This window comes from Caenispirillum salinarum (assembly GCF_044803115.1).
GTDB classification, from domain to species: domain Bacteria; phylum Pseudomonadota; class Alphaproteobacteria; order Rhodospirillales; family Rhodospirillaceae; genus Caenispirillum; species Caenispirillum salinarum_A.
Map to the genome: position 1 here is coordinate 1,161,256 of NZ_CP085224.1, position 24,323 is coordinate 1,185,578.

25 protein-coding genes are annotated in these 24,323 nt (G+C 70.4%); 17 read left to right on the forward strand and 8 right to left on the reverse strand.

From position 1 onward, the window contains the following. The first annotated feature begins 6 nt into the window (after positions 1 to 6). The 8 genes from LG334_RS05430 (at position 7) to LG334_RS05465 (ending at position 7,799) form a co-directional block, all read left to right on the forward strand. Positions 7 to 807, forward strand: a complete 801-nt coding sequence (locus tag LG334_RS05430) for an enoyl-CoA hydratase/isomerase family protein (protein WP_404384055.1) — start codon at positions 7 to 9, stop codon at positions 805 to 807. 20 nt (positions 808 to 827) lie between these two features. After that, positions 828 to 2,825, forward strand: coding sequence for an acetyl/propionyl/methylcrotonyl-CoA carboxylase subunit alpha (locus tag LG334_RS05435; RefSeq protein WP_404384057.1), 1,998 nt, complete (start codon positions 828 to 830; stop codon positions 2,823 to 2,825). 220 nt (positions 2,826 to 3,045) lie between these two features. Then, positions 3,046 to 3,468, forward strand: coding sequence for a hypothetical protein (locus tag LG334_RS05440; protein ID WP_404384059.1), 423 nt, complete (start codon positions 3,046 to 3,048; stop codon positions 3,466 to 3,468). A gap of 45 nt (positions 3,469 to 3,513) precedes the next feature. Beyond that, positions 3,514 to 4,413, forward strand: a complete 900-nt coding sequence (locus LG334_RS05445; RefSeq protein WP_404384061.1) for a hydroxymethylglutaryl-CoA lyase — start codon at positions 3,514 to 3,516, stop codon at positions 4,411 to 4,413. 91 nt (positions 4,414 to 4,504) lie between these two features. After that, positions 4,505 to 5,884, forward strand: coding sequence for an SLC13 family permease (locus LG334_RS05450; RefSeq protein ID WP_404384063.1), 1,380 nt, complete (start codon positions 4,505 to 4,507; stop codon positions 5,882 to 5,884). Between the two features lie 80 nt (positions 5,885 to 5,964). After that, on the forward strand, positions 5,965 to 6,453 hold the full coding sequence (locus tag LG334_RS05455; RefSeq protein WP_404384065.1) for a response regulator: 489 nt from the start codon (positions 5,965 to 5,967) through the stop codon (positions 6,451 to 6,453). 156 nt (positions 6,454 to 6,609) lie between these two features. Continuing rightward, positions 6,610 to 7,170: a response regulator gene (locus tag LG334_RS05460; protein WP_404384067.1), complete on the forward strand. Its 561-nt coding sequence runs from the start codon at positions 6,610 to 6,612 to the stop codon at positions 7,168 to 7,170. A 128-nt stretch (positions 7,171 to 7,298) separates the two neighbouring features. Continuing rightward, entirely contained in the window at positions 7,299 to 7,799 is a 501-nt protein-coding gene (locus LG334_RS05465; protein ID WP_404384069.1) for a phosphorelay protein, read from the forward strand. Positions 7,800 to 7,820: 21 nt separating this feature from the next. On the opposite strand, the gene LG334_RS05470 is transcribed toward LG334_RS05465, so the two are convergent. The 3 genes from LG334_RS05470 to LG334_RS05480 form a co-directional block, all read right to left on the reverse strand. Continuing rightward, the gene (locus LG334_RS05470) at positions 7,821 to 8,684 is read right to left on the reverse strand and encodes a pirin family protein (RefSeq protein WP_404384071.1); all 864 of its coding nucleotides are present in this window, start codon (positions 8,682 to 8,684) and stop codon (positions 7,821 to 7,823) included. Between the two features lie 105 nt (positions 8,685 to 8,789). Continuing rightward, the gene (locus LG334_RS05475; protein ID WP_404384073.1) at positions 8,790 to 9,332 is read right to left on the reverse strand and encodes a hypothetical protein; all 543 of its coding nucleotides are present in this window, start codon (positions 9,330 to 9,332) and stop codon (positions 8,790 to 8,792) included. 28 nt (positions 9,333 to 9,360) lie between these two features. Beyond that, on the reverse strand, positions 9,361 to 10,281 hold the full coding sequence (locus LG334_RS05480; protein ID WP_404384075.1) for a YgfZ/GcvT domain-containing protein: 921 nt from the start codon (positions 10,279 to 10,281) through the stop codon (positions 9,361 to 9,363). A 131-nt stretch (positions 10,282 to 10,412) separates the two neighbouring features. Here LG334_RS05480 and LG334_RS05485 point away from each other — a divergent pair, with 131 nt between their 5' ends. Genes LG334_RS05485 through LG334_RS05500 form a run of 4 tightly spaced genes read left to right on the forward strand, consistent with a single transcriptional unit; the run spans position 10,413 to position 15,663 of the window. After that, positions 10,413 to 11,450, forward strand: a complete 1,038-nt coding sequence (locus LG334_RS05485; protein ID WP_404384077.1) for a glycosyltransferase — start codon at positions 10,413 to 10,415, stop codon at positions 11,448 to 11,450. 4 nt (positions 11,451 to 11,454) lie between these two features. Then, positions 11,455 to 12,516, forward strand: coding sequence for a glycosyltransferase (locus LG334_RS05490; protein WP_404384079.1), 1,062 nt, complete (start codon positions 11,455 to 11,457; stop codon positions 12,514 to 12,516). 7 nt (positions 12,517 to 12,523) lie between these two features. Next, positions 12,524 to 14,299, forward strand: a complete 1,776-nt coding sequence (gene asnB / locus LG334_RS05495) for an asparagine synthase (glutamine-hydrolyzing) (RefSeq protein ID WP_404384081.1) — start codon at positions 12,524 to 12,526, stop codon at positions 14,297 to 14,299. Positions 14,300 to 14,313: 14 nt separating this feature from the next. Continuing rightward, a complete protein-coding gene (locus LG334_RS05500; protein ID WP_404384083.1) occupies positions 14,314 to 15,663 on the forward strand; it encodes a dihydroorotase in 1,350 nt (449 codons plus the stop codon). Positions 15,664 to 15,718: 55 nt separating this feature from the next. Here LG334_RS05500 and LG334_RS05505 read toward each other — a convergent pair whose 3' ends face one another. Then, a complete protein-coding gene (locus tag LG334_RS05505; RefSeq protein ID WP_404384085.1) occupies positions 15,719 to 16,912 on the reverse strand; it encodes a M48 family metalloprotease in 1,194 nt (397 codons plus the stop codon). Between the two features lie 105 nt (positions 16,913 to 17,017). Here LG334_RS05505 and LG334_RS05510 point away from each other — a divergent pair, with 105 nt between their 5' ends. The 3 genes from LG334_RS05510 to LG334_RS05520 all read left to right on the forward strand — a co-directional run bounded on the left by LG334_RS05510 (position 17,018) and on the right by LG334_RS05520 (position 19,152). After that, positions 17,018 to 18,022: an MDR family oxidoreductase gene (locus LG334_RS05510; protein ID WP_404384086.1), complete on the forward strand. Its 1,005-nt coding sequence runs from the start codon at positions 17,018 to 17,020 to the stop codon at positions 18,020 to 18,022. A 107-nt stretch (positions 18,023 to 18,129) separates the two neighbouring features. Further along, entirely contained in the window at positions 18,130 to 18,414 is a 285-nt protein-coding gene (locus LG334_RS05515; protein WP_404384088.1) for a hypothetical protein, read from the forward strand. Positions 18,415 to 18,462: 48 nt separating this feature from the next. Then, complete coding sequence (locus tag LG334_RS05520) at positions 18,463 to 19,152, forward strand: TVP38/TMEM64 family protein (RefSeq protein WP_404384090.1); 690 nt, start codon at positions 18,463 to 18,465, stop codon at positions 19,150 to 19,152. Here the strand turns inward: LG334_RS05520 and LG334_RS05525 are convergent. Then, positions 19,133 to 19,927: an ABC transporter permease gene (locus tag LG334_RS05525; protein ID WP_404384092.1), complete on the reverse strand. Its 795-nt coding sequence runs from the start codon at positions 19,925 to 19,927 to the stop codon at positions 19,133 to 19,135. The genes LG334_RS05520 and LG334_RS05525 overlap by 20 nt on opposite strands. Continuing rightward, positions 19,924 to 20,928 carry an ATP-binding cassette domain-containing protein gene (locus LG334_RS05530; RefSeq protein ID WP_404384094.1) on the reverse strand — a complete coding sequence of 335 codons (1,005 nt, stop codon included), beginning with the start codon at positions 20,926 to 20,928 and terminating at the stop codon, positions 19,924 to 19,926. The genes LG334_RS05525 and LG334_RS05530 overlap by 4 nt, the downstream gene beginning before the upstream one ends. A 241-nt stretch (positions 20,929 to 21,169) precedes the next feature. On the opposite strand from LG334_RS05530, the gene LG334_RS05535 reads away from it, so the two are divergent. Both LG334_RS05535 and LG334_RS05540 read left to right on the forward strand, forming a co-directional pair. Beyond that, on the forward strand, positions 21,170 to 21,514 hold the full coding sequence (locus tag LG334_RS05535) for a DUF952 domain-containing protein (RefSeq protein WP_404384096.1): 345 nt from the start codon (positions 21,170 to 21,172) through the stop codon (positions 21,512 to 21,514). A 17-nt stretch (positions 21,515 to 21,531) separates the two neighbouring features. After that, entirely contained in the window at positions 21,532 to 22,443 is a 912-nt protein-coding gene (locus LG334_RS05540) for a TIGR01459 family HAD-type hydrolase (RefSeq protein ID WP_404384098.1), read from the forward strand. Between the two features lie 5 nt (positions 22,444 to 22,448). On the opposite strand, the gene LG334_RS05545 is transcribed toward LG334_RS05540, so the two are convergent. Together LG334_RS05545 and LG334_RS05550 are read right to left on the reverse strand one after the other, a co-directional pair. Beyond that, positions 22,449 to 23,546, reverse strand: coding sequence for an AbrB family transcriptional regulator (locus LG334_RS05545; RefSeq protein WP_404384100.1), 1,098 nt, complete (start codon positions 23,544 to 23,546; stop codon positions 22,449 to 22,451). After that, the gene (locus tag LG334_RS05550) at positions 23,543 to 24,319 is read right to left on the reverse strand and encodes an NAD kinase (RefSeq protein ID WP_404384102.1); all 777 of its coding nucleotides are present in this window, start codon (positions 24,317 to 24,319) and stop codon (positions 23,543 to 23,545) included. Before LG334_RS05550 ends, LG334_RS05545 begins: the two co-directional genes overlap by 4 nt. Positions 24,320 to 24,323: the final 4 nt, after the last annotated feature.

A 24,323-nucleotide genomic window follows, 5' to 3' on the forward strand; every position in this document is an offset into this window, starting at 1 on the left:
TTCTTCATGTCTGACGATACCTTGCTGATCGAGCGTGACGACCGCGGCGTCGCCACCATCACCATGAACAAGCCCGAGAAGCACAACGCCTTCGACGACGTGCTGATCGGCCGCATCAAGGCGGCGTTCGAGGACGTGGGCGCCGACCCATCGGTGCGCGTGGTGGTGCTGGCGGGCAGCGGCCCCAGCTTCTCCGCCGGCGCGGACCTCAACTGGATGAAGCGCATGGCCGGCTACTCCCGCGACGAAAACGTCGCGGACGCCATGGGCCTGGGTGCCATGTGCCAGGCCATCGACAAGTGCCCGAAGCCGGTGATCGCGCTGGTGCAGGGCGCGACCTTCGGCGGCGGCGTCGGCCTTGTCGCGGCCTGCGATATCGCCATTGGCACGACGCACGCGAAGTTCATGCTGAGCGAGGTCAAGCTGGGCCTCATCCCGGCGGTGATCTCGCCCTACGTGGTCCGTGCCATGGGCGCCCGCGCCGCCCGCCGCTACTTCCTGACGGCCGAGCGCATCGATGCCCACGAGGCGTACCGCCTGGGCCTGCTGCATGAGGTGGTGGAGGACGAAACGGACCTTCACAATGCGTGCGATCGTCTGGTGACGGTGCTGCTCGCCAACGGCCCGCGCGCCATGGCCGAGAGCAAGGCCCTGGTCGACGCCGTGGCCGACCGCACCATTGACGACGCCGTCATCCGCGACACCGCCGAACGCATCGCCGACACCCGCGCCTCCGACGAAGGCCGCGAGGGCGTGACGGCGTTCCTTGAAAAGCGCAAGCCCGCCTGGACCGAAGGCCAGGGATAAGGGCAGAGGGAGACCGAAACGTGTTCTCAAAGATCCTCATCGCCAACCGCGGCGAGATCGCCTGCCGCGTCATCAAGACCGCCAAGCGCCTGGGTGTGAAGACCGTCGCGGTCTACTCGGAAGCGGACGTGGAGGCCATGCACGTCCACATGGCCGACGAGGCCTATTGCATCGGCCCGGCCGCCGCCTCCGAAAGCTACCTGCGCGGCGACAAGATCCTCGCCGTGTGCGAGGCGTCGGGTGCGGAAGCGGTCCACCCCGGCTACGGCTTCCTGTCGGAAAACGCCGAGTTCGCGGAAGCCTGCAAGGCCAAGGGCATCGTCTTCATCGGCCCGCCGACCAACGCCATCATCTCCATGGGTTCGAAGTCCGAGTCCAAGCGGATCATGGAAGCCGCCGGCGTGCCGCTGGTGCCCGGCTACCACGGTGCCGACCAGGACCTTGAGCTTCTGCGCTCCGAGGCCGAACGCATCGGCTTCCCCGTGCTGGTCAAGGCTTCGGCCGGCGGCGGCGGCAAGGGGATGCGCGTGGTGCGCGAAGCGTCGGAGTTCGACGCCGCCGTGGCCGGTGCCCGCCGCGAGGCCAAGGCGGCCTTCGGCGACGACAACCTGCTGATCGAGAAGTTCCTGGATCATCCGCGGCATGTGGAAATGCAGGTCTTCGGCGACACCCACGGCAACTACGTCCACCTCTATGAGCGCGATTGCTCCCTCCAGCGCCGCCACCAGAAGGTGATCGAGGAAGCCCCGGCCCCGGCGCTGCCCGACGACGTGCGCGCCAAGCTGCACGACGCCGCCGTCGCCGCCGCCCGCGCGGTGGATTACGTGGGTGCGGGCACGGTGGAGTTCCTCTATCAGGACGAGGCGTTCTATTTCATCGAAATGAACACCCGCCTTCAGGTGGAGCATCCGGTGACGGAAATGGTCACGGGCCTGGACCTGGTGGAATGGCAGCTGCGGGTCGCGTCCGGCGAGCCCATCCCGCTGTCGCAGGACCAGATTTCGGTGAAGGGCCACGCCTTCGAGGCGCGCCTCTATGCCGAGGACCCGACGCGCGACTTCCTGCCCGCCACCGGCACGCTGGGCCACCTGCGCCCGCCGACGGAGGAGGGCGGCGTGCGCGTCGACACCGGCGTGCGCGAGGGCGATGCCGTCTCCATCCACTACGACCCGATGATCGCCAAGCTGATCGTCTGGGACCACGATCGCCTGTCGGCGCTGCGCAAGCTGAAGGGTGCGCTGGAGCGGTATCAGGTGGTGGGTGTGGCGACCAACAACGCCTTCCTGACCGCCTGCGCCAGCCACGAGGCGTTCGAGAACCTGGAGCTGTCGACCAACTTCATCGACCGCCACCGCGACGAGCTGATCCCCGAGGCCAAGCCGGCCGACGACCGCATCCTGGCGATTGCGGCGCTGGAGGTGCTGTCGACCCGCGATGCCGAGTCGCGAGCCTTCGCCCTGGCCTCCGGCGACCCATACTCGCCCTGGCACGCCACCACCGGCTGGCGGATGAACGACGAGGGCCATGTGGACCTGCGCTTCATCGACGGCGAGGCGGAACACGTGGTGGTCGTCCACTACACCCGCGACGGCTATGAACTGGAGCTGTCGGAAGGCCGGGTGCCGGCGCGCGTCTCCCGCGACGGCCACGGCGACCTGCTCATCGACTTGGCCGGCGTGCGCCAGCGGGCGACGGTGGTGCGCCTGGGGGATGAACTGGTCATCATGCACGAGGGCCGCCAGCACCGCCTGACGGTGTTCGATCCCGCCGCCGCCGCCGGCGAGCAGGAGGGTGCCGGCGGTGCCCTCACCGCGCCCATGCCGGGCAAGGTGATCGACGTGTCGGTCAAGGAAGGCGACAAGGTTTCCAAGGGCCAGGCGCTTGTCGTGCTTGAAGCCATGAAGATGGAGCATACAATCACCGCGCCCGCCGACGGCACGGTGGCGGCGGTTCACTATGGTCCCGGCGACCAGGTGGCCGACGGCGCCGAGCTGCTGGTGATCGAGCGGGACGAGTAGGGCCGGAAGGCCCGCGCAGTGGGGCGCGGGCTCGACCGGGCCGTTGAAAACCGGGCGACGCCTGAAAATGTCAGTTGTCGCCCGGCAAGGCCGACCGGCCGCCGCGCCTGATGGCGCGTGAGGCTGCGTGCCGCCTGGAGCCGAAGGCGTGCGCGGAAGCGCGCACACCGCAGCGCCGACGATTCCGACGTCGGCGCGTATCAACGGAGGGGAAGAGCCCGTGACCACCGCGACCATTGACGCCCTGATGCTGGAATACGCCTGGACCGTCCACGACTTCCAGCACCTGGCGCACAGCCTGTCGCTGTTGACGGCGGCCATCAACGCCGACGAGTTCGAGGAGCGGAATTTCTATTCGGACGTCGAGGCGCTGACCATGGCCGCCGCCGAAAGCCGCGGCCATCGGGCGCTGCTGGAGCAGCTGACGGCCGAGGACAAGGCGGTGCTGACCCGGCTGAAGGGCGCGCGCGACCGGCTGGTCTACAGCTTCTTCGTCGACCACCGCATCGACCGTGACAACGCCGACGTGGTCGCCCGCGAGGCCCGCGAAAAGCTGAACGCCCTGCGCGCCGACATCAAGGAGGGCCGCAAGGTCCTGGACCGCGCCTACGCCATCCTGGCCGAGGTCGGCGAGGAGGATTGACGGGGCGGCGGCCCCAACTCCAACACCAAGCTTGAGGACACGTTCATGACCCTGCCCAAGGCCGTGAAGATGGTGGAGATGGGGCCGCGCGACGGCCTGCAGAACGAGCCGACGCCGGTGCCGCCCGAGGTCAAGGCGACGCTCATCGACATGCTGGCCGACGCCGGGCTGACGGCCATCGAGGCGGGCTCCTTCGTCAGCCCCAAGTGGGTGCCGCAGATGGCCGGCACCGCCGAGGTCCTGAGCCTCATCCGCCGCAAGCCCGGCGTCAGCTACCCGGTGCTGGTGCCCAACCTCAAGGGCATGGAAGCCGCCGAGGCCGCCGAGGGCGTGCACGAGATCGCCGTCTTTGGCGCCGCCTCTGAAAGCTTCTCGAAGAAGAACATCAACTGCTCCATCGCCGAAAGCCTGGAGCGCTTCAAGCCCGTCGCCGACCGCGCACTCGCAAATGGCTGGAAGGTGCGCGGCTATGTTTCCTGCGTGCTCGGCTGCCCCTACGAGGGCGAGATCGCGCCGGAAAAGGTGGCCGAGGTCGCCGAGGCCCTGTTGAAGATGGGCTGCTACGAGATCAGCCTGGGCGATACCATCGGCACCGGCACGCCCGCCAAGGCCCAGGCCATGGTGGATGCGGTGGCGGCGCGCGTGCCGGTGGAAAAACTGGCGGCCCACTTCCACGACACCTACGGTCAGGCGCTGGCGAACATCTATGCCGTGCTGGAGCGTGGCGTGGCGGTGGTCGACAGCTCCGTCTCCGGCCTGGGCGGCTGCCCCTACGCCAAGGGTGCGTCGGGCAACGTCGCCAGCGAGGACGTGCTGTACATGCTCAACGGCCTGGGCATCGAGACGGGCGTGGACCTGGACAAGCTGATGGCCGCCGGCGTCTATATCGGCGAGCACCTGAACCGCCCCTCGGGCTCCAAGGTCGCCCGCGCCAAGGCGGCGTGAGGCGCGAGCCGGTGGAGGAAGCTGGAGTCCACATCCGGCGTCGGCCGGCCTGCCGTGCTCCTGCTCCCCGAGATCCGGCGCGAGTCGCCCCGTGACGGCCGCCGCCGCCCGCATCGCCGCCATCCTTCTCGGCCTCGGCTTGGCGGCGCTCCCCACCCTCGCATGGCCCGCGCTGCCGCCGGAGGCCGTCCGCCCCATCGGGGTGCTGCTGCTGGCCGCTGCACTCCGGGCGAGCCGGTGGCGCCCCTGGGATTCCGGGGCGGCCAGGCCGTGGCTGCTGGGGGCGCTGGCCGTGGCCGCCGCGCCCGCCTCCCTCCAGCACGAGGTCGCCACGTCCACCGCGTTGTGGCTGGTGGCCGGCGGGCTGGTGATCGGCGTCGCGGTCAAGGCCACCGGCCTGGGCGAGCGGCTGGCGCGCGGGCTGGTCAGCCGCATCGGCGGGTCCTACGGCGCGCTCATCGGTGGCATCATGGTGGTGGGGCTGGTGCTGGCCTTCGTCATGCCGTCGAGCATGGGGCGCGTGGTGCTGCTCACGCCCATCGTTCTCAGCCTGGCGGCGGCGCTCGGCTATCGGCACGGCACGCGCGGCTACGACGGCCTCATCCTGGCGACCGGACTGGTGTGCATCGTGCCCGCCATGGCGATCCTGCCCGCAACCGTGCCCAATGTGGTCATGCTGGGCGCGGCGGAGGCCCAGTTCGGCGAAACGCTGCGATTCTTCACCTTCCTCAAGGCGCAGTTTCCCGGCACCGGCCTCGCCCGGGCGCTGGTGATCGCGCTGGTCGTCTGGGTGCTCTACCGCCAGCGCCCGGCGCGTGCGCCCGATGCCGTCCACCCCGGGCCCATGGGACGGCGGGAGCGGCGCCTGGCGGTCATCCTGGCCGCGGCGCTGGGTCTCTGGGCGACGGACAGCCTGCACCACATCTCGCCGGCCTGGATCGCCGTCGGCGCCGCCGTCCTCTGCTTCCTGCCGCCGGACCCGATCCTGCCCCTCAAGGGCCTGCACCGGAAGGTGAACGTCAAGGCGCTCATCATGGTCGCCGCCCTGGTGGGGCTGGGGGCCGGCGTGGCGCAGAGCGGCATGGCCGCCGGCCTGGGCGGCTGGGCGGCGGAGACCCTGCCGCTGGACCCTGCCCAGCCGGGATGGCTGAATGCGCTGGTGATCGGCGGCCTTGGCATGGCGGCGTCGGTGGCGGTGACCACGCCCGGCGTGGCGGCGGTGGTCACCCCCGCCGCCGGGCGTCTGGCCGAGGCCTCGGGCCTGCCGCTCGACACGGTGCTGATGGCCGAGGTCATGGGCTACGCCACGGCGCTTCTGCCCTACCAGGTGCCGCCGTTGCTGGTCGCCATGAGCATGGCCGGCGTGCCCTTCCGCCAGGGCGTGCGTGCGAGCCTGGCCGTCGCCGGTGTCTCGGTGCTGGTGGCGTGGCCGGTGACGCTTCTGTGGTGGGCCTGGCTCGGTCTGCTGTGATTCGCGGCATTGCACCATGGGCTGCGACGTTAGTATGATCATGCCTCGCATCCTCAGGATGCAGGTCGAGGGGAGGGGACATGATCGGTTTCGACGGCGGGCAGTTGAAGGTCCTGCTGGTGGAGGACAACGAGCACTTCCGCCGCCTTCTACGCACTGTGCTTCAGGCCCTGGGCATCACCGACGTCCGCGAGGAAGCGGACGGGGGCGCCGGTCTTGCGGCACTGGCGACGTACCCGGCGGACCTGGTGATCGTCGATTACCGGATGACCCCCATGGACGGGCTGGAGTTCACCCGCCGCCTGCGCCGCGAACCGGGGCAGGCCAATCCCTACGTCCCCGTGCTGATGGTCACCGGCTACACCGAGCCCAGGCTGGTGGCGCAGGCGCGCGACGCGGGCGTGAACGAGTTCCTGGCGAAACCCATCTCGGCGAAGATGCTGCTGTCGCGCATCGTCCAGGTGTTGCAGACGCCGCGCGCCTTCGTCTCGGCGTCCGACTACTTCGGGCCCGACCGCCGCCGGCGCCAGACGCCGATCGCCCACCCGGAGCGCCGGCGCTGCGAATGAGGCGCAATCGGCGGAAGTTGTGCGGTGCGGTGATCGGCTGACATTCTTCGGGCGTATAATTACCGCTTTCCGCACGCTTCTTTTTCGCGGTATACAGGCAGGACATCCGCTGCCGGCGGGATGGCGACGGAACTTGGTCCGGCGAAGGTACTGTGCATGTCAGGCTACAATCTGGAGCGTTTGAACTTCCTCGTCGTCGACGACAACAAGCATATGCGCGCGTTGGTCAAGACGATCCTGCACGCCTTGGGCTCGAAGAACGTGCACGAGGCCGCCGACGGGGCGGACGCCTTCAAGGAACTGCGGCACTTCCCGGCGGATATCATTATCTGCGACTGGAACATGTCGCCGCTGGACGGGCTGGACTTCGTCCGGCTGGTGCGCACGGGCAAGGACAGCCCCAATCCCTTCGTTCCCATCATCATGCTGACCGGCCACACGGAAATGCACCGCGTGATCGAGGCGCGCGACGCCGGCGTGCATGAATTCCTGGCCAAACCCATTTCCGCCAAGGGCCTGTTCTCGCGCATCCGCTCCATCATCGAGCGCCCGCGCCCCTTCATCCGCGCCGGCCTGTACTTCGGCCCCGACCGCCGCCGCCGCCAGATCGACTGGAAAGGCCCGGAGCGCCGCAAGTCCGGTGTCGGCAACGCCCAGGTGGCCGAGGACGAGGGCGGCCTGAGCCAAGCCGAGGTCGAAGCGCTGCTGAACGGCTGACGGCCGGGCATGGCGCGCCGCAACCGCGGCTTTCCCCAACAGCCGCTTAGGGTTAGGATGAACGGATTACGCCCTCCGATCGTATCCAGGAGGTCCTATCCGAAGCGCCCAGCCAGGGAGCCGTTCGCATGAGCAGTGAGCAGCCCGAGTTCATTCAGCCGCCCGACACCCTGAAGGACAAGGTGGACGTCACCGCCGGGGGCGTCGACCTGGACGCGCTGGAAAAGGCCGAGGCGCTGATTGCCGGCTTGCAGGGCGATTACCTGTCGTGGGTGGAGGGCGACCTGGAAAAGCTTCAGGAGTTCTACAAGGCCGCCGAGACCGCCGATCCCGCCGACCGGCGTGAAAAGCTGCGGGATGTTTTCTCCGTCGCCCACGACGTCAAGGGCCAGGGCGGCAGCTTCAACTACCACCTCATGACCACCATCGCCAACCAGCTCTGCCGGTTCATTGAGAAGCTGCCCGAGCAGGTCAGCAAGGGCCAGATGGAGGTGGTGAAGGTCCACATCGACGCCCTGCGCCTGGTCATAGCCCAGCGCCTGGAAGGCGACGGCGGCCGCGCCGGCAGCAACCTGGTGCGCGGCCTGGACGCCGTCATCAACAAGGTGAGACCGGCGGAGGAAGCCTGAACCCCTTCCGCCGGTCTTCGTTCAGAACCGCCCGGCGCGGTAGTCTTCCACGGCCTGCATCAGTTGTTCGCGCGTGGTCATGACGAACGGGCCGTACTTGGCGATGGGCTCCTTCAGCGGCCGCGCCGCCACCACCAGAAGCCGGGCCCCGTCCGGGCCGCCGACGGCGCGCAGGGCGCCTTCCCCTTCCTCGATCACCGCGATCCGCCCCTCGGGCACCATCCCGGCCGATTCTCCCGGCCCCAGGGCCACCGTGCCGGAAAACGGCAGGACGAAGCCGGCATGGCCGTCGGGCAGGGGCAGGTCGACCGTCGCGTTCTCCTCCAGCGTCACGTCGGCGATGAAGGGCCGCGTCGCCCGCTCGGGCGCGGGGCCGGCGGCATCGCCCCAGGTGCCCGCGATCAGTTTCACGGAAACCCCCGGCGCAGGCTCGACAGCCGCCAGCCGGTCCGCCGGGATGTCGGCGTACCACGGCTCGCGCATTTTTTCGTCGGCCGGCAGGTTCAGCCAGAGCTGGAAGCCGAACAGCAGGCCGTCGGTCTGCTCGGGCATCTCGGAATGCTCAATGCCCCGCCCGGCGGTCATCCATTGCACGCCGCCGTCGACGATCAGCCCCTCGCCGCCGTGGTTGTCGCGGTGGCGCATCCGGCCCTGGACCATGTAGGTCACCGTCTCGAATCCCCGGTGCGGATGCGGCGGGAAGCCGGCGATGTAGGCCTTGGGGTCGTCGCTGCGGATGCGGTCGAGCATCAGGATGGGATCGATGACGTCCAGCCTCGGCTGGCCGATCATGCGGGTCAGCTTGACGCCGGCGCCGTCCTCGGCCGGCATACCCTCGACAACGCGGGCAACGGAGCGGCCGGTGGGCATGGTGCTGGTGGACATGGCTGCGCTCTCCATGGAGTAAACTGTTTCCTGATACGCAAGATGGCGCGGCGGCGGCGGCGGATAAAGCGTCTTCGCGGAAACAGTCTGTCGCTCCATGAACGCTCAGCAGGGCCCTGGCAGCACCGATCCGATACGGCGTCCGGCGGCGTCCACGGCGGCGGTGGGCGAACCGCAGGCGGCCGGCGGCTCGATGCCGGCCGGTGCGAAGACGGGGCCTTCCGGGCCGTAGTCGTCCGGCAGGCGGTCGAGGCGGGAGACGTTCATGCCCTGGTCGGGGGCGACGCATTCCCAGCGGGTGCCGTCGGGTCCGCGCAAGTGGACGCCGACCTGCCCCTTGGCGATCGGCCAGGCCTGCACGGCGACGGCCTCGGGCTCCGCCGCGGCTGCCAGGCAGGCGGTGACGGCGGGCAGGAACTCGGGCAACCAGGCCGTCCACACCCAGCCCTCGGGCGGCGTGTCGTAGACGGGCGGCGGGGCCGGGTTGTCCAGGCGGGCGGCCAGGCGCTCGCCGTACTCCTCGCCGAGGCCGCTGTCGAAGCCCGGCGGCTGATGGCCGCACGACGACGCCAGCGCGCCGAGGCCGAGGCCCAGGAGCGCGGCGATGGGCAGCGACATGCGTCGCGTCAGGAGGCGGGGGAGGGGCATGAGGGTCAGGCGATCCTTGACACCGGGCTCAGCCGCCGGTGGCTTCCTTGGGGGCGGGCAGGGCGACCCAGTCCGGCAGGGCGACCTTGAGCGTCGCGGCACCGGCCGAGAGGGGGGTATCCAGGTGCTCCAGCCGCACCAGCGCCAGCGCATGGCCCTCGACGGCGGAGCGCACCGTGCCGGCCTCCTTGCCCTCGGGGGTGAGAAGGGGCGTGCCGGCGGCCGGCGTCGGGCCTTCGACGACCGTCAGGGGCACCAGGCGCTTCTTCGCCAGGCCCCGGTACTTCATGCGGGCGGTCAGCTCCTGGCCGACGTAGCAGCCCTTCCGGAAGTCGACGCCGTGCAACTCGTCGAAGCCCGACTCGAGCGCGGTGCCCTTTTCCACCTCGATGTCGCGGCTGCCGTCGGGCAGGCCGAGCGCGATGCGATGGGAATCCCAGCGGGTGAACTCGGCGGCGGTGAAGCCGGCGTCCTCCAGCAGCGGCCCGGCCTTTTCGGTCGGCACCAGAACGCGGACGCCGGCGCCGGGCAGGCGGGGATCGGTGAAGGCCAGGCCCTCGCCGCCGGCAAAGGGCATGGCGGCGCCGGGGTTGTTCTCGGGCAGACCGAGGCGCGCCTCTGCGCCCGGCCCGAACACGGCGGCGACCTCCCAGCCCTCGGCCACGGCAAGTTGCACCTTGGCGCGCAGCTTGTACTTGGACAGGCGGGTCTTCAGGTCCTCCAGCCGTGCCTGCTCTCCCTCCAGGTAGAGCGTTTCGCCCATCTCGACGGCGAAGACGTCGTGCAGGAACTTGCCCTGCGGGGTGAGCAGCGCCGCCCATACCGCGCGGTCGGGCGCCACGGCGGTGATGTCGTTGGTCAGCATGCCCTGCAGGAAGGTCTTCCGGTCCTCCCCGGCGACCGTCAGCAGGCCGCGGTGTTCCAGGATGGTGTAGAAGGCGTCGGCCATGGACCCCGTCCTCTGCCTTGAAAAAACAACGTGTCCAGAAGGTGGCGCGCCGGCGCGCGCTTGGCAAGTCCGCTTGGCAGATGGGGGTTGGAGCCCTATAACGGACGGCGCGCCCCATAAGCCGGAATCCCATGAAGATCTGCCTTTTCGACGACTCCGTTCCCTTCGATGCCTGGACCCCCGGCCGCCGCCCGCTCGGCGGCGCGGAAAAGGCCTTCGCGCTGCTGCCGGGGCCGCTGTCCGCCCAGGGGCACGAGGTTCACGTCTACAATCAGTGCAAGTACTCCATGCCCATCGAAGGCGCCCGCTGGCATTCGCCAGACGGCCCGCGCCCGGTGGATGCCGAGGCGCTGATCGCTTTCCGCAAGCCGACCCTGCTGGAAGCCCTGCGCACCCCGCGCCGGCGCATCCTGTGGGTGACGGCCGCGCCGGAGTACCTGGACAGGAAGGCCGCCCGCACGTTCCTGGCCGACCGCGAGGCGGAGCTGGTCTTCGTGTCCGAGGCGCAGGCCGCCCGCTTTCAGGGCGACCGGCCGGCGACGGTGATCCGTCCCGGCGTGGCCAAGGCCTACCTGCGCGAGGAACTGGCGCGCGACGCCGACGCCCCGCCCCGGGCGGTGGTGACCACGCACCCGAGCCACGGCCTCGACTGGCTCATCGACCTGTGGATCAACGAGGTCCGCCCCAAGGTGCCGGATGCGGAGCTGGACATCTACTCTGCCAGCCTGGACCGCGCCATGCAGGACCCGGAAAGCGCGCCCGAGGCGCTGGAGCCGCTGGTCGCGCGGTGCATGGCCGGCCGCCAGCACGGCGTGGCGGTGCTGGCGCCCCTGGGGGACGAGGGCATGGCGAAGGCCTATGCCGATGCGCGCGTGCACCTGTATCCCGGCCATCCCGACGACATGGCCTGCTGGACGCTCGCCGACAGCCAGGCCGCCGGCTGCCCCGCCATCGCGCGCGGCTTCCCGGCGGTGGCGGAGCGGGTGGACAACGGCCAGACCGGCTATCTGGTGCCCGACGCGGCGGCCTTCGCCAACGTCGCGGTCGAGCTTCTGACCAACGACGCCGTGCGCGACAGCCTGGGCGAGGCCGCCCGCGCCGCGCACCGCCGCCGCCCCTGGAGTGCTGCGGCGGCCGACTTCCACACGCTGCTGACGGGCGGAGCCTGACCCCATGGAAACCCTGCGCGTCCTGCAAGCCATGGCCGGCGCCGAGAACGGCGGGGCGGAACTGTTCTTCGAACGCCTCGTCACCGCGCTTCACCGCGCCGGCGTGCAGCAGCACGTGGTGCTGCGCGAGAACGGAACCCGTACCGACAAGCTGCGCGAGGCCGGCCTGCGTCCGGTGGAACTGCCCTTCGGCGGGCGGTTCGACCTGAAGACCGGGCGCGGCCTGAAGAAGGAGATCGCCCGCTTCCAGCCGCACGTGGTGCTGAGCTGGATGAACCGCGCCACGCGCTTCGTGCCCAAGGACGGCCCCTTCGTCAAATGTGCACGGCTGGGCGGCTACTACGACCTGAAATACTATCGCCACTGCGATCACCTGATCGGCAACACGCCGGATATCGTCGACTATCTGGTCAAGCAGGGCTGGCCGGAGGAGCGGGCGCACTACCTGCCCAACTTCGTCAACGAGGAACAGGCCGCCGCGCCCGCCTCGCGCAAGGCCAACTACACGCCGGGGTCGGTGCCGCTGGTGTTTGCGCTGGGGCGGCTGCACGTCAACAAGGGCTTCGACACCCTGCTGCGCGCCATCGCCCGGCTGCCCGACGTGTACCTGTGGATTGCCGGCGACGGGCCGGAGCGTCAGGCGCTTGACGACCTGGCGCACGAACTGGGCGTGAAGCCGCGGGTGCGCTTCCTGGGCTGGCGCGAGGACGTGGCCGCCCTGCACGCCGCCGCCGACCTGTTCGTCTGCCCCTCGCGGCACGAGCCGCTGGGCAACGTGGTGATCGAGGCCTGGGCGCACGACCGTCCGGTGGTGGCGACGGCAAGCCAGGGGCCCTCCATGCTGATCCGCGACGGCGAGAACGGCCTGCTGACGCCGGTGGACGAGCATATTCCCCTGGCCGACGCCATCAAGCGGGCCCTGCGCGACGAGGCCCTGCGCGACCGTCTGGCCGCCGCCGGGCGGGCGGACTACGAAGCCGCGTATACAGAGGAAAAGGTGGTCGCGCAGTACCGCGCCTTCTTCGCCCGCGTGGTGGCGGAGAAGTTCCCCGAGGCGGCGGAGTAGCGCGCCCATGTGCGGCATCGCCGGCGCCATGACCCGCGACGGCAGCGCCGTCGATCCAACCCTGCTCAACCGCATGGTGGAGGCCCTGGCCCATCGCGGGCCGGACGGGTCGGGGGTGCATCTGGCGGGCGACGTGGGGCTGGCGCATGCGCGGCTGGCGATCATCGACCTCGACGGCGGCGACCAGCCGCTGTTCGGGCCCGACGACGCCCTGGCGCTGGTCGCCAACGGGGAAATCTACAACTACCGCGAACTGCGCGAGGATCTGGCGGGCGAGGCCTTCCGCACGGGGTCCGACTGCGAGCCGCCGCTGGCGCTCTACCGCCGGCGCGGGCTGGCCTTCACCGACGCTTTGCGCGGCATGTACGCCATCGCCTTGCATGATCCGGCGGAAAGGCGCCTGGTACTCGCGCGTGATCCCTTCGGCATAAAGCCGCTGTACTACGCCGAGACCGAGACCCTGTTCGCCTTCGCCAGCGAGCCCGCCGCCCTGGTTGCGGCCGGCGTAATCGCCGCGCGGGTGGACGATGCCAGGCGCGACGAGTTGTTCGGCCTGCAGTTCACCACCGGCGGCGATACCGTCTTCCGGGGCATTCGCCGCGTCCTGCCCGGCGAGACGCTGGTGGTGGAAGGCGGCCGCATCACCGGAAAGCGCCACCTCAACGCCCTGCCGCCGCCGGACGCCAAGCCGGCGGCGCGCGACGGGGCGGCGGCGGTCAGGCTGTTCGACCGCCTGTTCGCCGAAAGCGTGGACCTGCACCAACGCTCCGACGTGCCCTATGGCATGTTCCTGTCGGGCGGCGTGGACAGTTCGGCGGTGCTGGCGATGATGGCGCGGCTCAATCCCGATCCGGTGCTGGCCTTCACGGCCGGCTTTCCGGGCTCGGGCGCCCATGACGAGCGCGCCCACGCCCGTGCCGCGGCCCGCGCGGCCGGGGCGGAGCATGTGGAGGTCACGGTCACCGAGAACGACTTCTGGGCCCACCTACCCGAGATCGCCGCCGCCGTCGACGATCCCTGCGCCGACTACGCCGTCGTGCCCACCTGGCTGCTGGCGCGGGAGGCGCGGGCGTCCGTCAAGGTGATCCTGTCCGGCGAGGGTGGCGACGAGTTGTTCGGCGGCTATGGGCGCTACCGCGGCGCCATGCGCCCCTGGCCGTTCACCAAGGCCGTGCGCCGCAAGGGCATGTTCGAGGGGCTGGGCGTCCTGCGCCGCGACGCCGGCAGCCGCTGGCGCGACGGCTTCGCGGCGGCGGAGGACGCGGCGGCGCGATCGGGCTGGCGCAGCCGCCTGCAACGGGCGCAGGTGCTGGACATGGCCGACTGGCTGCCGCACGACCTGCTGACGAAGCTGGACCGCTGCCTCATGGCGCACGGGATGGAGGGCCGCGTGCCGTTCCTGGACGTGGCGCTGGCCGCCTTCGCCATGCCGCTGCCCGACCGCTTGAAGATGCGCGGCCGGCACGGCAAATGGGTGGTCAAGCAGTGGCTGTCGGAGGCGCTGCCCGTCGCGCAGCCGTTCACGCCCAAGCGCGGCTTCACCGTGCCCGTGGGGGAATGGATCGCGGCCAAGGGAGCGATGCTCGGCCCCATGGTCGCGGCCCAGCCCGGCGTGGTGGAAGCCGTCGACCCCGAGGCCGCGCGCCACCTGTTCACCAGTTCCGACCGCCGAGCGCGGTTCGCCGCCTGGACGTTGCTTTACTATGCGCTTTGGTATCGTCGCCACGTGCTGGGCCGCCCGCCCGCCGGCGACGTCTTCGAAACCCTGACCACCGCCCCCTGAAGGAGATTGCCGCCGTGGCCGACCGTTACGACCTGATCATTCAGAACGGCACCGTGATGACCCCCTCTGGCGCGGTGGGAGCGGACGTCGGCGTCCGCGACGGCCGCATCGTCGCCATCGGCCCGCTGGGCACCGCCGACGCCGCCGAGGTGGTGGATGCCTCGGGCCTGCACGTACTGCCGGGCGTCATCGACAGCCAGGTCCACATGCGCGAGCCCGGCCTGGAATACAAGGAAGACCTGGCGACCGGCTCGCTGGGCGCGGTGAAGGGCGGTGTCACGGCCGTTTTCGAGATGCCCAACACCAATCCCTCGACCACCACGCCCGAGGCCATCGCCGACAAGCTGAACCGGGCGCGCGGCCGCATGTGGTGCGACCACGCCTTCTTCATCGGCGCCAGCCCCGAGAATGCCAAGGACCTGGCCGGCTGGGAACTGCTGCCCGGCTGCTCGGGGGTGAAGATCTTCATGGGGTCGTCCACCGGCAGCCTGCTGGTGGAGCAGGACGAGATGATCGCCCAGGTGCTGGCCAACGGCCGCCGCCGCGTCGCCGTCCACTGCGAGGACGAGGCCCGCCTGCGCGAGCGCAAGCACCTGGCTGACGCGGAGGGCCACCCGCGCGCCCATCCGGTCTGGCGCGATACCGAGACGGCCCTGCGCGCCACCAAGCGCCTGGTCAAGCTGGCCGAGGCCGCGGGGCGGCGCGTCCATACCCTGCACATCACCACCGCCGACGAGATGCGCTTCCTGGCCGAGCACAAGGACCTGGTGACGGTGGAGGTGCTGCCCCAGCACCTGACGCTGACCGACGAGGCCTATGAGCGCCTGGGCACCAGGGCCCAGATGAACCCGCCCATCCGCTCCGCCGAGCATCAGGCGGGCCTGTGGTGGGGCATCGAGCAGGGTGTGGTGGACTGCATCGGGTCCGACCACGCGCCGCACACGCTGGAGGAAAAGGCCAAGCCCTATCCGTCCAGCCCGGCGGGCATGACCGGGGTGCAGACGCTTGTGCCCGTCATGCTCAACCACGTGGCCGCCGGGCGCCTGACGCTGCAACGCTTCGTCGACCTGACCAGCGCCGGGCCGGCCCGCGTGTTCGGCATAGCCGGCAAAGGGCGCATCGCGGTCGGCTACGACGCCGACTTCACCCTGGTGGACCTGAACGCCGAGCGGGTGATCGAGGACAAGTGGATCGCCGCGCGCTGCGGCTGGACGCCGTACGACGGCATGAAGGTGACCGGCTGGCCGACCCACACCATCATCCGCGGCCGCATCGTCATGCGCGAGGACGAGGTCGCCGGCGAGCCCCAGGGCGTGCCGGTCCGCTTCCAGGAAACGATCGGCCAGGACATGGTATCGTCCTGAGCATGGGCTTCGGCGTCGGGCGTCGGGCGTCGGGGGCGGATCGCCCCCGGTCGCCTTACCCCGTGATGCCCCGCAGCATCGGCGCCGGCGCCCCGCACAGGGCCTTCACCGCCAGCCAGCGGTCCCACGACAGCGCCATGGCGCCGCCGGGCGGAACGTCGCGCAGGCGGTCCATGCGGGCGGGGTCGGCGGGATGGCTGCGCAGGTAGAGGGCTGGGCGCCCGTCGCGGTCCGCCCGGCTGTTCAGGACGTCGTGCACGCCGGCAAGTCCGCGCGTGCGCAGGCCGGCGTCGCGGAGGAGCGCGATGGCGGCGGCGTCCGTCTCCGCCAGATCGGCCGGGACGGGCCGGGCGCGGGTCAGCGCGGCGGACAGAAGCGCCGGCGGGCTCTGGGCGCCGTCCTGCCACACCGTCACCAGTTCGCCCGGCCGCAGGTGGCCGAGCAGGGTGCGCATCGGACCGTGCGTTCCGGTATCGGCGATGGCGTGGGCCAGCACGCCGGCCAGTTCGTCGGGTGTGCGCAGGGCATCGATCATGCCGCGAGTCAGCAGGATATGCCCGCCGGGCAGGGCGCGCGCCTCAACGGCGGGATCGTCCACCACCGTCACCTCCAGCGCCGGCGCACCGGGACCGGCGGAGGCCTCCAGCCGGCCGACAAGTGATTCCAGCGCCTCGCGCCCGGCCGGAGCCTCGCAGCGCGATCCGGCGGCGGCGGCCAGCGTCGCGCCCCAGGTGACGCTCCACTCCGGCGGGACGGACGGCGCCATGCGCGCGGCCACGACCGGCGCGGTGGCGGCGACGGCGGCATAGAGACCGACGCCCGCCGACATCAGGCCAAGCGCCCAGGCCGACGCCCGAAGCGTCCGCCGCAGGCGGGGCGCTGCGATCAGGCGGCGCCAGTCGGCCAGGGCCGGCGCGGGCGCACGCCGCTTCGGGCGCCGTCCCGCGGCGGCGGCGCGGGCCGCCTTCAGGCGCGGGCGCAGGTCTGTGGCGAGCGCCGGGTCGAAGACGCTGAGGGTGGTCCCGGCCTGCCCCACGCGGGTCAGGTGGATGGCGCGCGACAGCGCCTCGCCGTCGCGGCCGGAGTCCAGCGCGATCTCGGCATAAGGCCACAGGGCGACCGGCAGCCCCCGGCGATCACGGATCTCCAGGCGCGTCGGCGCGGGGCGGACCAGGACGTCGCGCGGCCCCTGGCCGTCGCCGTCGTCGTAGAGCCCCGGATATGCGGGTACGGTCGGTGTCGTCGTCACGGGCGTTGTTGTAGCGGGGCGCGGGGCTTGCGTAAATGGCGGCGAAGGGTGTGCGTCTGTTATGGTTGCCCCAGCCGATTCATCAGATAAGGGAGGTTCCGTTTCATGAGCCAGTCCAGCGAGTTCCAGGCGCTTGTGCTCGACAAGTCCGACGACGGCAAGGTGGCGTCCACCATCAAGACCCTGTCGGACGCCGACCTGCCGGAAGGCGACGTGGTGGTGCGCGTCAGTCACTCCACGCTGAACTACAAGGACGGTTTGGTGCTGAACGGCCTGGGCGGTCTGGTGCGCACGTATCCGCATGTGCCGGGCATCGATTTCGCGGGCACGGTGGAGCAGTCCTCCCACCCGGACTACAAGGAAGGCGATGCCGTGGTGCTCACCGGCTGGCGCGTCGGCGAGGCGCACTGGGGCGGCTATGCGCAGAAGGCGCGGGTGAAGGGCGACTGGCTGGTCAAGCTGCCCGAAGGCCTGAGCCCCAAGCGCGCCATGGCCATCGGCACCGCCGGCTTCACCGCCATGCTCGCCGTTCTGGCGCTGGAAAAGCACGGCGCGTCCGCCGATGGCGGCCCGGTGCTGGTCACTGGCGCGACGGGAGGCGTCGGCTCGGTGGCGACGGCGATTTTGGGCAAACTGGGCTACGAGGTCGACGCCGTGACCGGCAAGGCCGAAAGCGCCGACTACCTGAAAAGCCTGGGCGCCACCACCATCATCCCGCGCGGTGACCTGGCCGAGCCGGTGACCAAGCCGCTGCTGAAGGAGCGGTGGCAGGGCTGCGTGGATGCGGTCGGCGGGCAGATGCTCGCCAACGTGCTGCCGCAGATGAAGTACCGCGGCTCCGTCGCCGCCGTCGGACTGGCCGGCGGCAACAAGCTGGAGACCACGGTGGTGCCGTTCCTGCTGCGCGGCGTGAACCTACTGGGCATCGACTCGGTCATGTGCCCCAAGCCGGAACGCGGGGAAGCGTGGACGCGCCTGACCTCGGACCTGCCCATGGACAAGCTGGACGCCATGATCCATGACGCCACGCTCAAGGACCTGCCGGACCTGGGAACCAGAATCCTCAAGGGTGGCGTGCAGGGCCGCGTCGTGGTCGACGTGAACGCCTGAGCGGCCGGAGGGCGCGCGCGTATGCCACCGTCGATGGCACGCATCGGCGGTGGCTCGCGTTCAACAGGAGAGACAGACGTTCGAGAGTCAGAGGAGGAAAGACCGCAATGGCCGACACCGACCAGCTCAATCAGCGCCTGAACAGCCTGGAAGCCCGCATTCGCAAGGTGGAGCAGGCGGCGCATCCGGTGGCGCCCAGCGACCACGATGTCGCCAGTCTGCTTCAGGATCTGTGGGGCGAGCACGCCCGCGTCCGCCACTATCTGGCCGAAGAGGGCGAGGCACCGGAGCCCGAACGCTCCCGCTTGGCCTCCCCCGCCGACGCCGACGACAGCATGAACGAGATGGAAAAGCTGCTGGCCCAGGCCGAAGCGCTGCACACCGAGAAATGAGGGCGGGTCCGTGATCCGGTACATCCGCCGCCGGGCGGCGCGGCGGCCATGAAGCGCCGCTTTCTGATCCTGTTCCTGATCCTGCTTGCGGCCGCCTGCGCGTGGTTTCTGCTGCATTTCCGCGGCGACATCGGCATCTGGCTGCGCGAGGCGCAGGGCGTGATCGCGGGATGGGTGGACGCCCGCCCCGTGGCGGCCGCCGCCGGCTTCATCGCCATCGCGACGCTCGGCAAGGTGACGCCGTTTCCCGGCGGCATCGCGATCATGCTGACCGCCGGCACCCTGTTCGGACCGATCCTCGGGCCGCTCATGTCGGCCCTGGGGGCGGCGTTGAGTGCGTTGCTGGTCGGGGCGCTGGGCCGCGTGCTGATCGCCGACGCCATCGACCGGCGGTTCGGGCACCGCATCTCTCACCTGGAAGAGGTTGTGGTCGAGGACGGGTTCAACTGGCTGCTGGCCGCGCGCCTGCTGCCCGTCCTGCCGGCATGGCTGGTGAACCTGGTGCCGGTGGTGTTTCCCATTCCGCTGTGGAAGGTGTTCGTCGCCACGCTTCTGGGGCTTCTGCCCATCAGCTTCGTTCTGGGCAGCATCGGCGACGGCCTGGCGACCCTGGCGGAAGCCGAGGCCGTGCCGGCGGACGTGATGCTGTCGGCGGACGTGCTGCTGCCGCTGGTGGGGCTGGCGGTGGTGGCGCTCGCGCCGGTGGCGGTCAAGCGCCTCAGGCAGTCGCGGCGGTAGGTTTCGCGCCCATTTCCCGCTTGTTGACGCGCTTGACGCTCAACCACAGCACCAGCACCACCCAGGCCAGCAGGACGGTCAGGCTTGTCAGCCACTCGCCCGACGAGAACAGCGTGCCCGGCGCCCCGTAGAAGGGGCCGCGCACCACATTCAGGGCGTGGGTCACCGGGTTGATGGTCATGACCACGTTCAGCCAGCCGGGCACGTTGGTCATGGGGAACAGCGCCCCGGACAGCAGCCACAGCGGGAACAGGAACACCATCATGATGGCGTGGAAGCCCGCCGTGGACTTCATGGTCCAGGCAATGGAGAAGCCCAGTCCCGCGAAGCCCAGCGACGTCAGCGCCAGCGCCGCCACCACCATCAGCGATCCCGCCAGCCCGGGCATGAGCCCGATAAAGGGGGCCGCGATCAGCAGGATCAGCGCCTGGAACATGGCGATGGCCGCCGCTCCGCCAACCTTGCCGACCACGATGGACAGGCGCGGCACCGGCGCGACCAGCACGCCCTGCAAAAAGCCCTGGTCGCGGTCCTCGATGACGGTGATGGTGGAAAAGATGCTGGCGAACAGGATCAGCATCATCAGCACGCCGGGATAGAAGTACTCCAGGTACGTCATCCCCTCCATCCCCGGCGGATTGAAGGACGGCGTCAGCCCGGCGCCCAGGAAGGCCCAGAACAGCAGCGGCTGGCCGATGGAGCCGACCACGCGCTGGGGCTGGCGGATGAAGCGGACGAATTCGCGGCGGGCCAGCGACAGGGCGAAGCGCATCATGCCGGGGCTCCTTCCTTGCGGGCCTTGGCGGCGTCGGCGCCCGTGTCGGCGGCGGCCGCACCGGCCTCGGCGGGGCGCTTGCCGGTGATGTGGATGAACACGTCCTCCAGCGTCGGCTGCTTGACGGCGATGGACTGGATATCCGCCCGGTGGGCGTTCAGCGCCTTTTCGACGATGCTCGGCACCTCGGCCGGCGGCAGGTCGTCGACGCGCAGCTCGTCGCCGTAGCGCCCGACGGCCAGGCCCAGCGTTTCCGCCAGTTTCGGGCGCAGGGTCTCGGCATCGCGGGTCTGGATCACCAGCACTTCCTGGCCGACGCGGGCGCGCAGGCCGGCGGGCGTGTCGTGGGCCAGAAGATGGCCGTCGCGCATGATGGCGACGCTGTCGGCGTCCTCGGCCTCGCCGAAGACGTGGCTGGTCATCAGCACCGTCATGCCGCGCTCGCGCTGAACGCGGCGCAGGACCGTCAGGAACGACCAGCGGCTGGCGGGATCGAGGCCCGTCGTCGGCTCGTCGAGCAGCAGCACGCGCGGCCGGGTGAGCAGGCACTTGGCAAGCTCCACCTGGCGCGCCAGGCCGCCGGACAGGGTGTCCACCCGGTCGCCCAGGCGGTCCTTGAGGTCCGTCCACGACAGGGCCTCGGTCATGCGCTCCTGAAGCTCGGCCCCGCGGATGCCGTAGAGGCTGGCGTGCAGGGCGATGTTCTCGCCGACGCTCAGGTGCTTGTCGACGGCGGGACTCTGGAACACCACGCCCATGATGCGGCGCACCTCGGCGGCGTCGGTGGCCATGTCGTGACCCGCCACCCTGACCCGGCCGGCGCTGGGCGCGGCCAGCCCGCAGAGGATGCGGAACAGGGTCGACTTGCCGCTGCCGTTGGGGCCGGAGAGGATGCCGAACGATCCGTCCTCGACCGTCATGGACAGGTCGTGGATGGCGGTGCGAGCGGGTTGCCGCCGGCTGCCGGGGTAGATGTGCTTCAGGTGCTCGATGTCGATCATGGGTGCCTGTGCCGAAACCCGGCGGGGCCTCCTTGCGCGGATCGGGAAAGGAGGCATCTATTCCACAGGAAAGCGGCAACGGCAAGGCGGGGCGCGGTTTGGAACCATGAAAAATTCGGTCAGGGCCGCATCCGAAGGCGTTGGTCCTTCACGCGCGGGGGCGCGGTGGGGCCGAACGGGAGGCGACGGCATGCTGCCGACATCGTTGATGACCCGGCCGAACCGGGCTAGGGTCCGCCGCATGGATACCACGCGCCCCATCTACCACCTCTGCCTCCAGGACGCCTGGCAGGACGCGGCCGCCGCCGGCGTGTACGAGGGCTCGGACCTCGACCGCCGCGACGGCTTCATCCACTGCTCCACCGGCGACCAGGTGGCCGAGACCGCCGCCCGCTACTTCCCCGGCACCGACCTGGTGCTGCTGACCATCGACCCGACCCGGGTGGAGGGCGAGGTCAAGTGGGAGGAAAACCCGCGCGGCGTCTTTCCGCACATCTACGGCCGCGTGCCGCTGACGGCGGTGACGGCGGTGGAATTCCTGCGCTGGACGGGGGAGCGCCACGACATTCCCTTCCTCTTCGACTGACCCAGGCGAAAGACCCGATGCCCGACACCGCACAGCTTCCCGCCGAGATCCCGCTGATTGACGGCGTCCGCGCCCTGGCGGAGCGCTACGACGCCTTCATCCTGGACCTGTGGGGCGTGATCCACGACGGGCAGACGGCCTATCCCGATGCCGCCGACACGCTTGCGGCCCTGCGCGACGCAGGACGCAAGACCATCCTTCTGTCCAACGCCCCGCGCCGCGCCCACACGGTGGCGGCGGCCATGGAGCGCATGGGCCTGTCCGGCGACCTCTACGGCGACGCCCTGACCTCGGGCGAGGCGGTGCGCATGGAACTGACGGAGCCGCGCGACCCCTTCTACCGCGACCTGGGGCCCAGGGTGTTCTTCCTGGGCCGGTCCGACGACGACAGCGTGCTGGAGGGCCTGGATCATCGGTTCGAGAAGGTCGCCGATCCGGCGGCGGCGGACTGGGTGCTCAACACCGGCCCGCGCAGCTTCACCGAAACGCTGGACGACCTGGAGCCCGTGCTGCGGGACCTGGCGGCGGAAAAGCTGCCGATGGTCTGCGCCAATCCCGACCGGGTGGTGATCCGCGCCGGCGAGCGCATCATTTGCGCCGGGCTGATGGCGGAACGCTACGAGGAGATCGGCGGCGGCCCCGTCAGCTGGCGCGGCAAGCCCGACGCCGCCGTCTACGCCCTGTGCCTGGAGCGGCTGGGGGTGGCGGACAGAAGCCGGGTGTGCACCATCGGCGACAGCTTCCATACCGACATCGCCGGTGCGGCGGCGGCCGGGATCGATGCAGTGCTGTGCACCGGCGGCATCCATGCCGAGGACCTTGGCGTGCGCTACGGCGAGCCCGCCGACCCGCGCGCGGTGGCAGACCTTGCCAGGCGCGAGGCCGTGACGCCGGCGCCGGTGGGCCACATTCCGGCGTTCCGCTGGTAGGCGGCTCAGGCCTTTTCCCGGTCGGCCTCGGCTCCTGTCGGCGGGCGCTCCTCGCCGAACCAGCCGCGCAGCAGGCGGAAGGCCATGGGGGCCAGCATCACCACGATGATGATGCGCACCAGGTGGTGGGTGGAGACGAAGGCCACGTCGCGGCCCAGCGAAATGGCGATCAGCGACATCTCCGCCACGCCGCCGGGGCTGAGCGCCAGGATCAGCGAACTGAACGGGATTCCCGTCAGCGCCTGGATGCCCAGCGCGAAGGCCGCGCCCGTCGCCAGGATCAGCGAGGTCGAGCCCAGCGCCGCGAAGAAGGTGTCGCGCATGGACTTCAGCGGCACGCCGACGAAGCGACTGCCGATGGCCGCCCCGATCACCACCTGCGCCAGGCCGACCGCCACCGGCGGCGGGTGGGCGGCCGTCAGTCCCGCAAGGTGGACGATGGCGCTGCCGATCATGGGGCCGGTCAGGAAGTAGGCCGGCATCCGCACCGCCTTGGCCGCCAGCGCCCCCACCACGGCCGAGGCCAGCAGCAGGCCAAGGTCGGCGGCCGTCAGAACCGCGTCGGCCGGCGGCAGGCCCCCCGCCGGGCGCTCGTAGCCGGCGAACAACTGGTATAGGAAGGGCAGGGTGAAGACGGTGATCAGGATGCGGATGGAGTGCACCAGGCTGATGACCTTCTCGTCGCCGCCCATGGAGGTGCCGACCAGGATCATCTCCGTCAGCCCGCCCGGCGCGGCGGAGAAATAGCTGGTCACCGGGCCGTAGCGCACGACGCGGCGGAAGAACAGGATCACCAGCCCCGTCGCGGCGATGACGTAGACGAACAGCCCGGCCAGGCTCCACACCCAGTTGCCCAGGCTGTCCAGGATGTCGGGCGTGAAGGCGCTGCCCAGCATGACGCCCAGCACGGTCACCATGGCCATGCGCAGGGTTTGCGGCACCTTGGGCGTCAGGCCGCTCATGGCGGCGATCAGGTTGGCGAAGATGGCGCCCAGCATCCACGGCAGGGGCGCCCCGATCTCCGAGAACACCCAACCGCCAGCCGACCCCAGTACCAGGGCCAGCGCCCAGGCCGCCAGCGTGTGGCGGTCGGGCATGGTCATGGGGTGAACTGCTCGGACAGGATGCGTTCTTCCAGGTTGTGCTCGGGATCGAACAGCATGGTGAGCGTCACGTCGCGCGCCTCGTGCACCTCCACGCTGGCGACCTCGCGCACCTCGGTGTAGTCGGCGACGGCAGAGACCGGACGCTTGTTGCTTTCCAGAATATCGAAGGAGACCGTGGTGCGGTGGGGCAGGATGGCGCCGCGCCAGCGCCGCGGCCGGAAGGCGGAGATGGGCGTCAGCGCCATGACGTTGGCGCCCATGGGCAGGATGGGGCCGTGGGCCGACAGGTTGTAGGCGGTCGATCCCGCTGCCGTGCACACCAGGGCGCCGTCGCAGATCAGTTCGGGCAGGCGCACCTTGCCGTCGATGCTGATGCGAATCTTCGCCGCCTGCCGGGTCTCGCGCAGCATGGAGACCTCGTTGATGGCGACCGCCTCGATGTGCTCCCCATGCTGGTCGACGGCCCTCATGCGCAGGGGGTGCAGGTTGACCTTCTGCGCGCGGGCCAGGCGCTCGGGCAGCCCGTCCTCAAGGTAGACGTTCATGAGGAAGCCCACCGTCCCCCGGTTCATGCCGTAGATGGGCTTGTTCAGGCGGATGTAGCGGTGAAGCGTCTCCAGCATGAAGCCGTCGCCACCCAGGGCCACCACCATGTCGGCGTGCTCCGGCGGCGTGTGGCCATAGCGGTGGCGCAGGCGCATCAGGGCCTCCTGCGCGAGTTCCGACTGCGCGGCGACGAAGGCGATGGCGGGATGGTCGGTGTCGATCATGTCT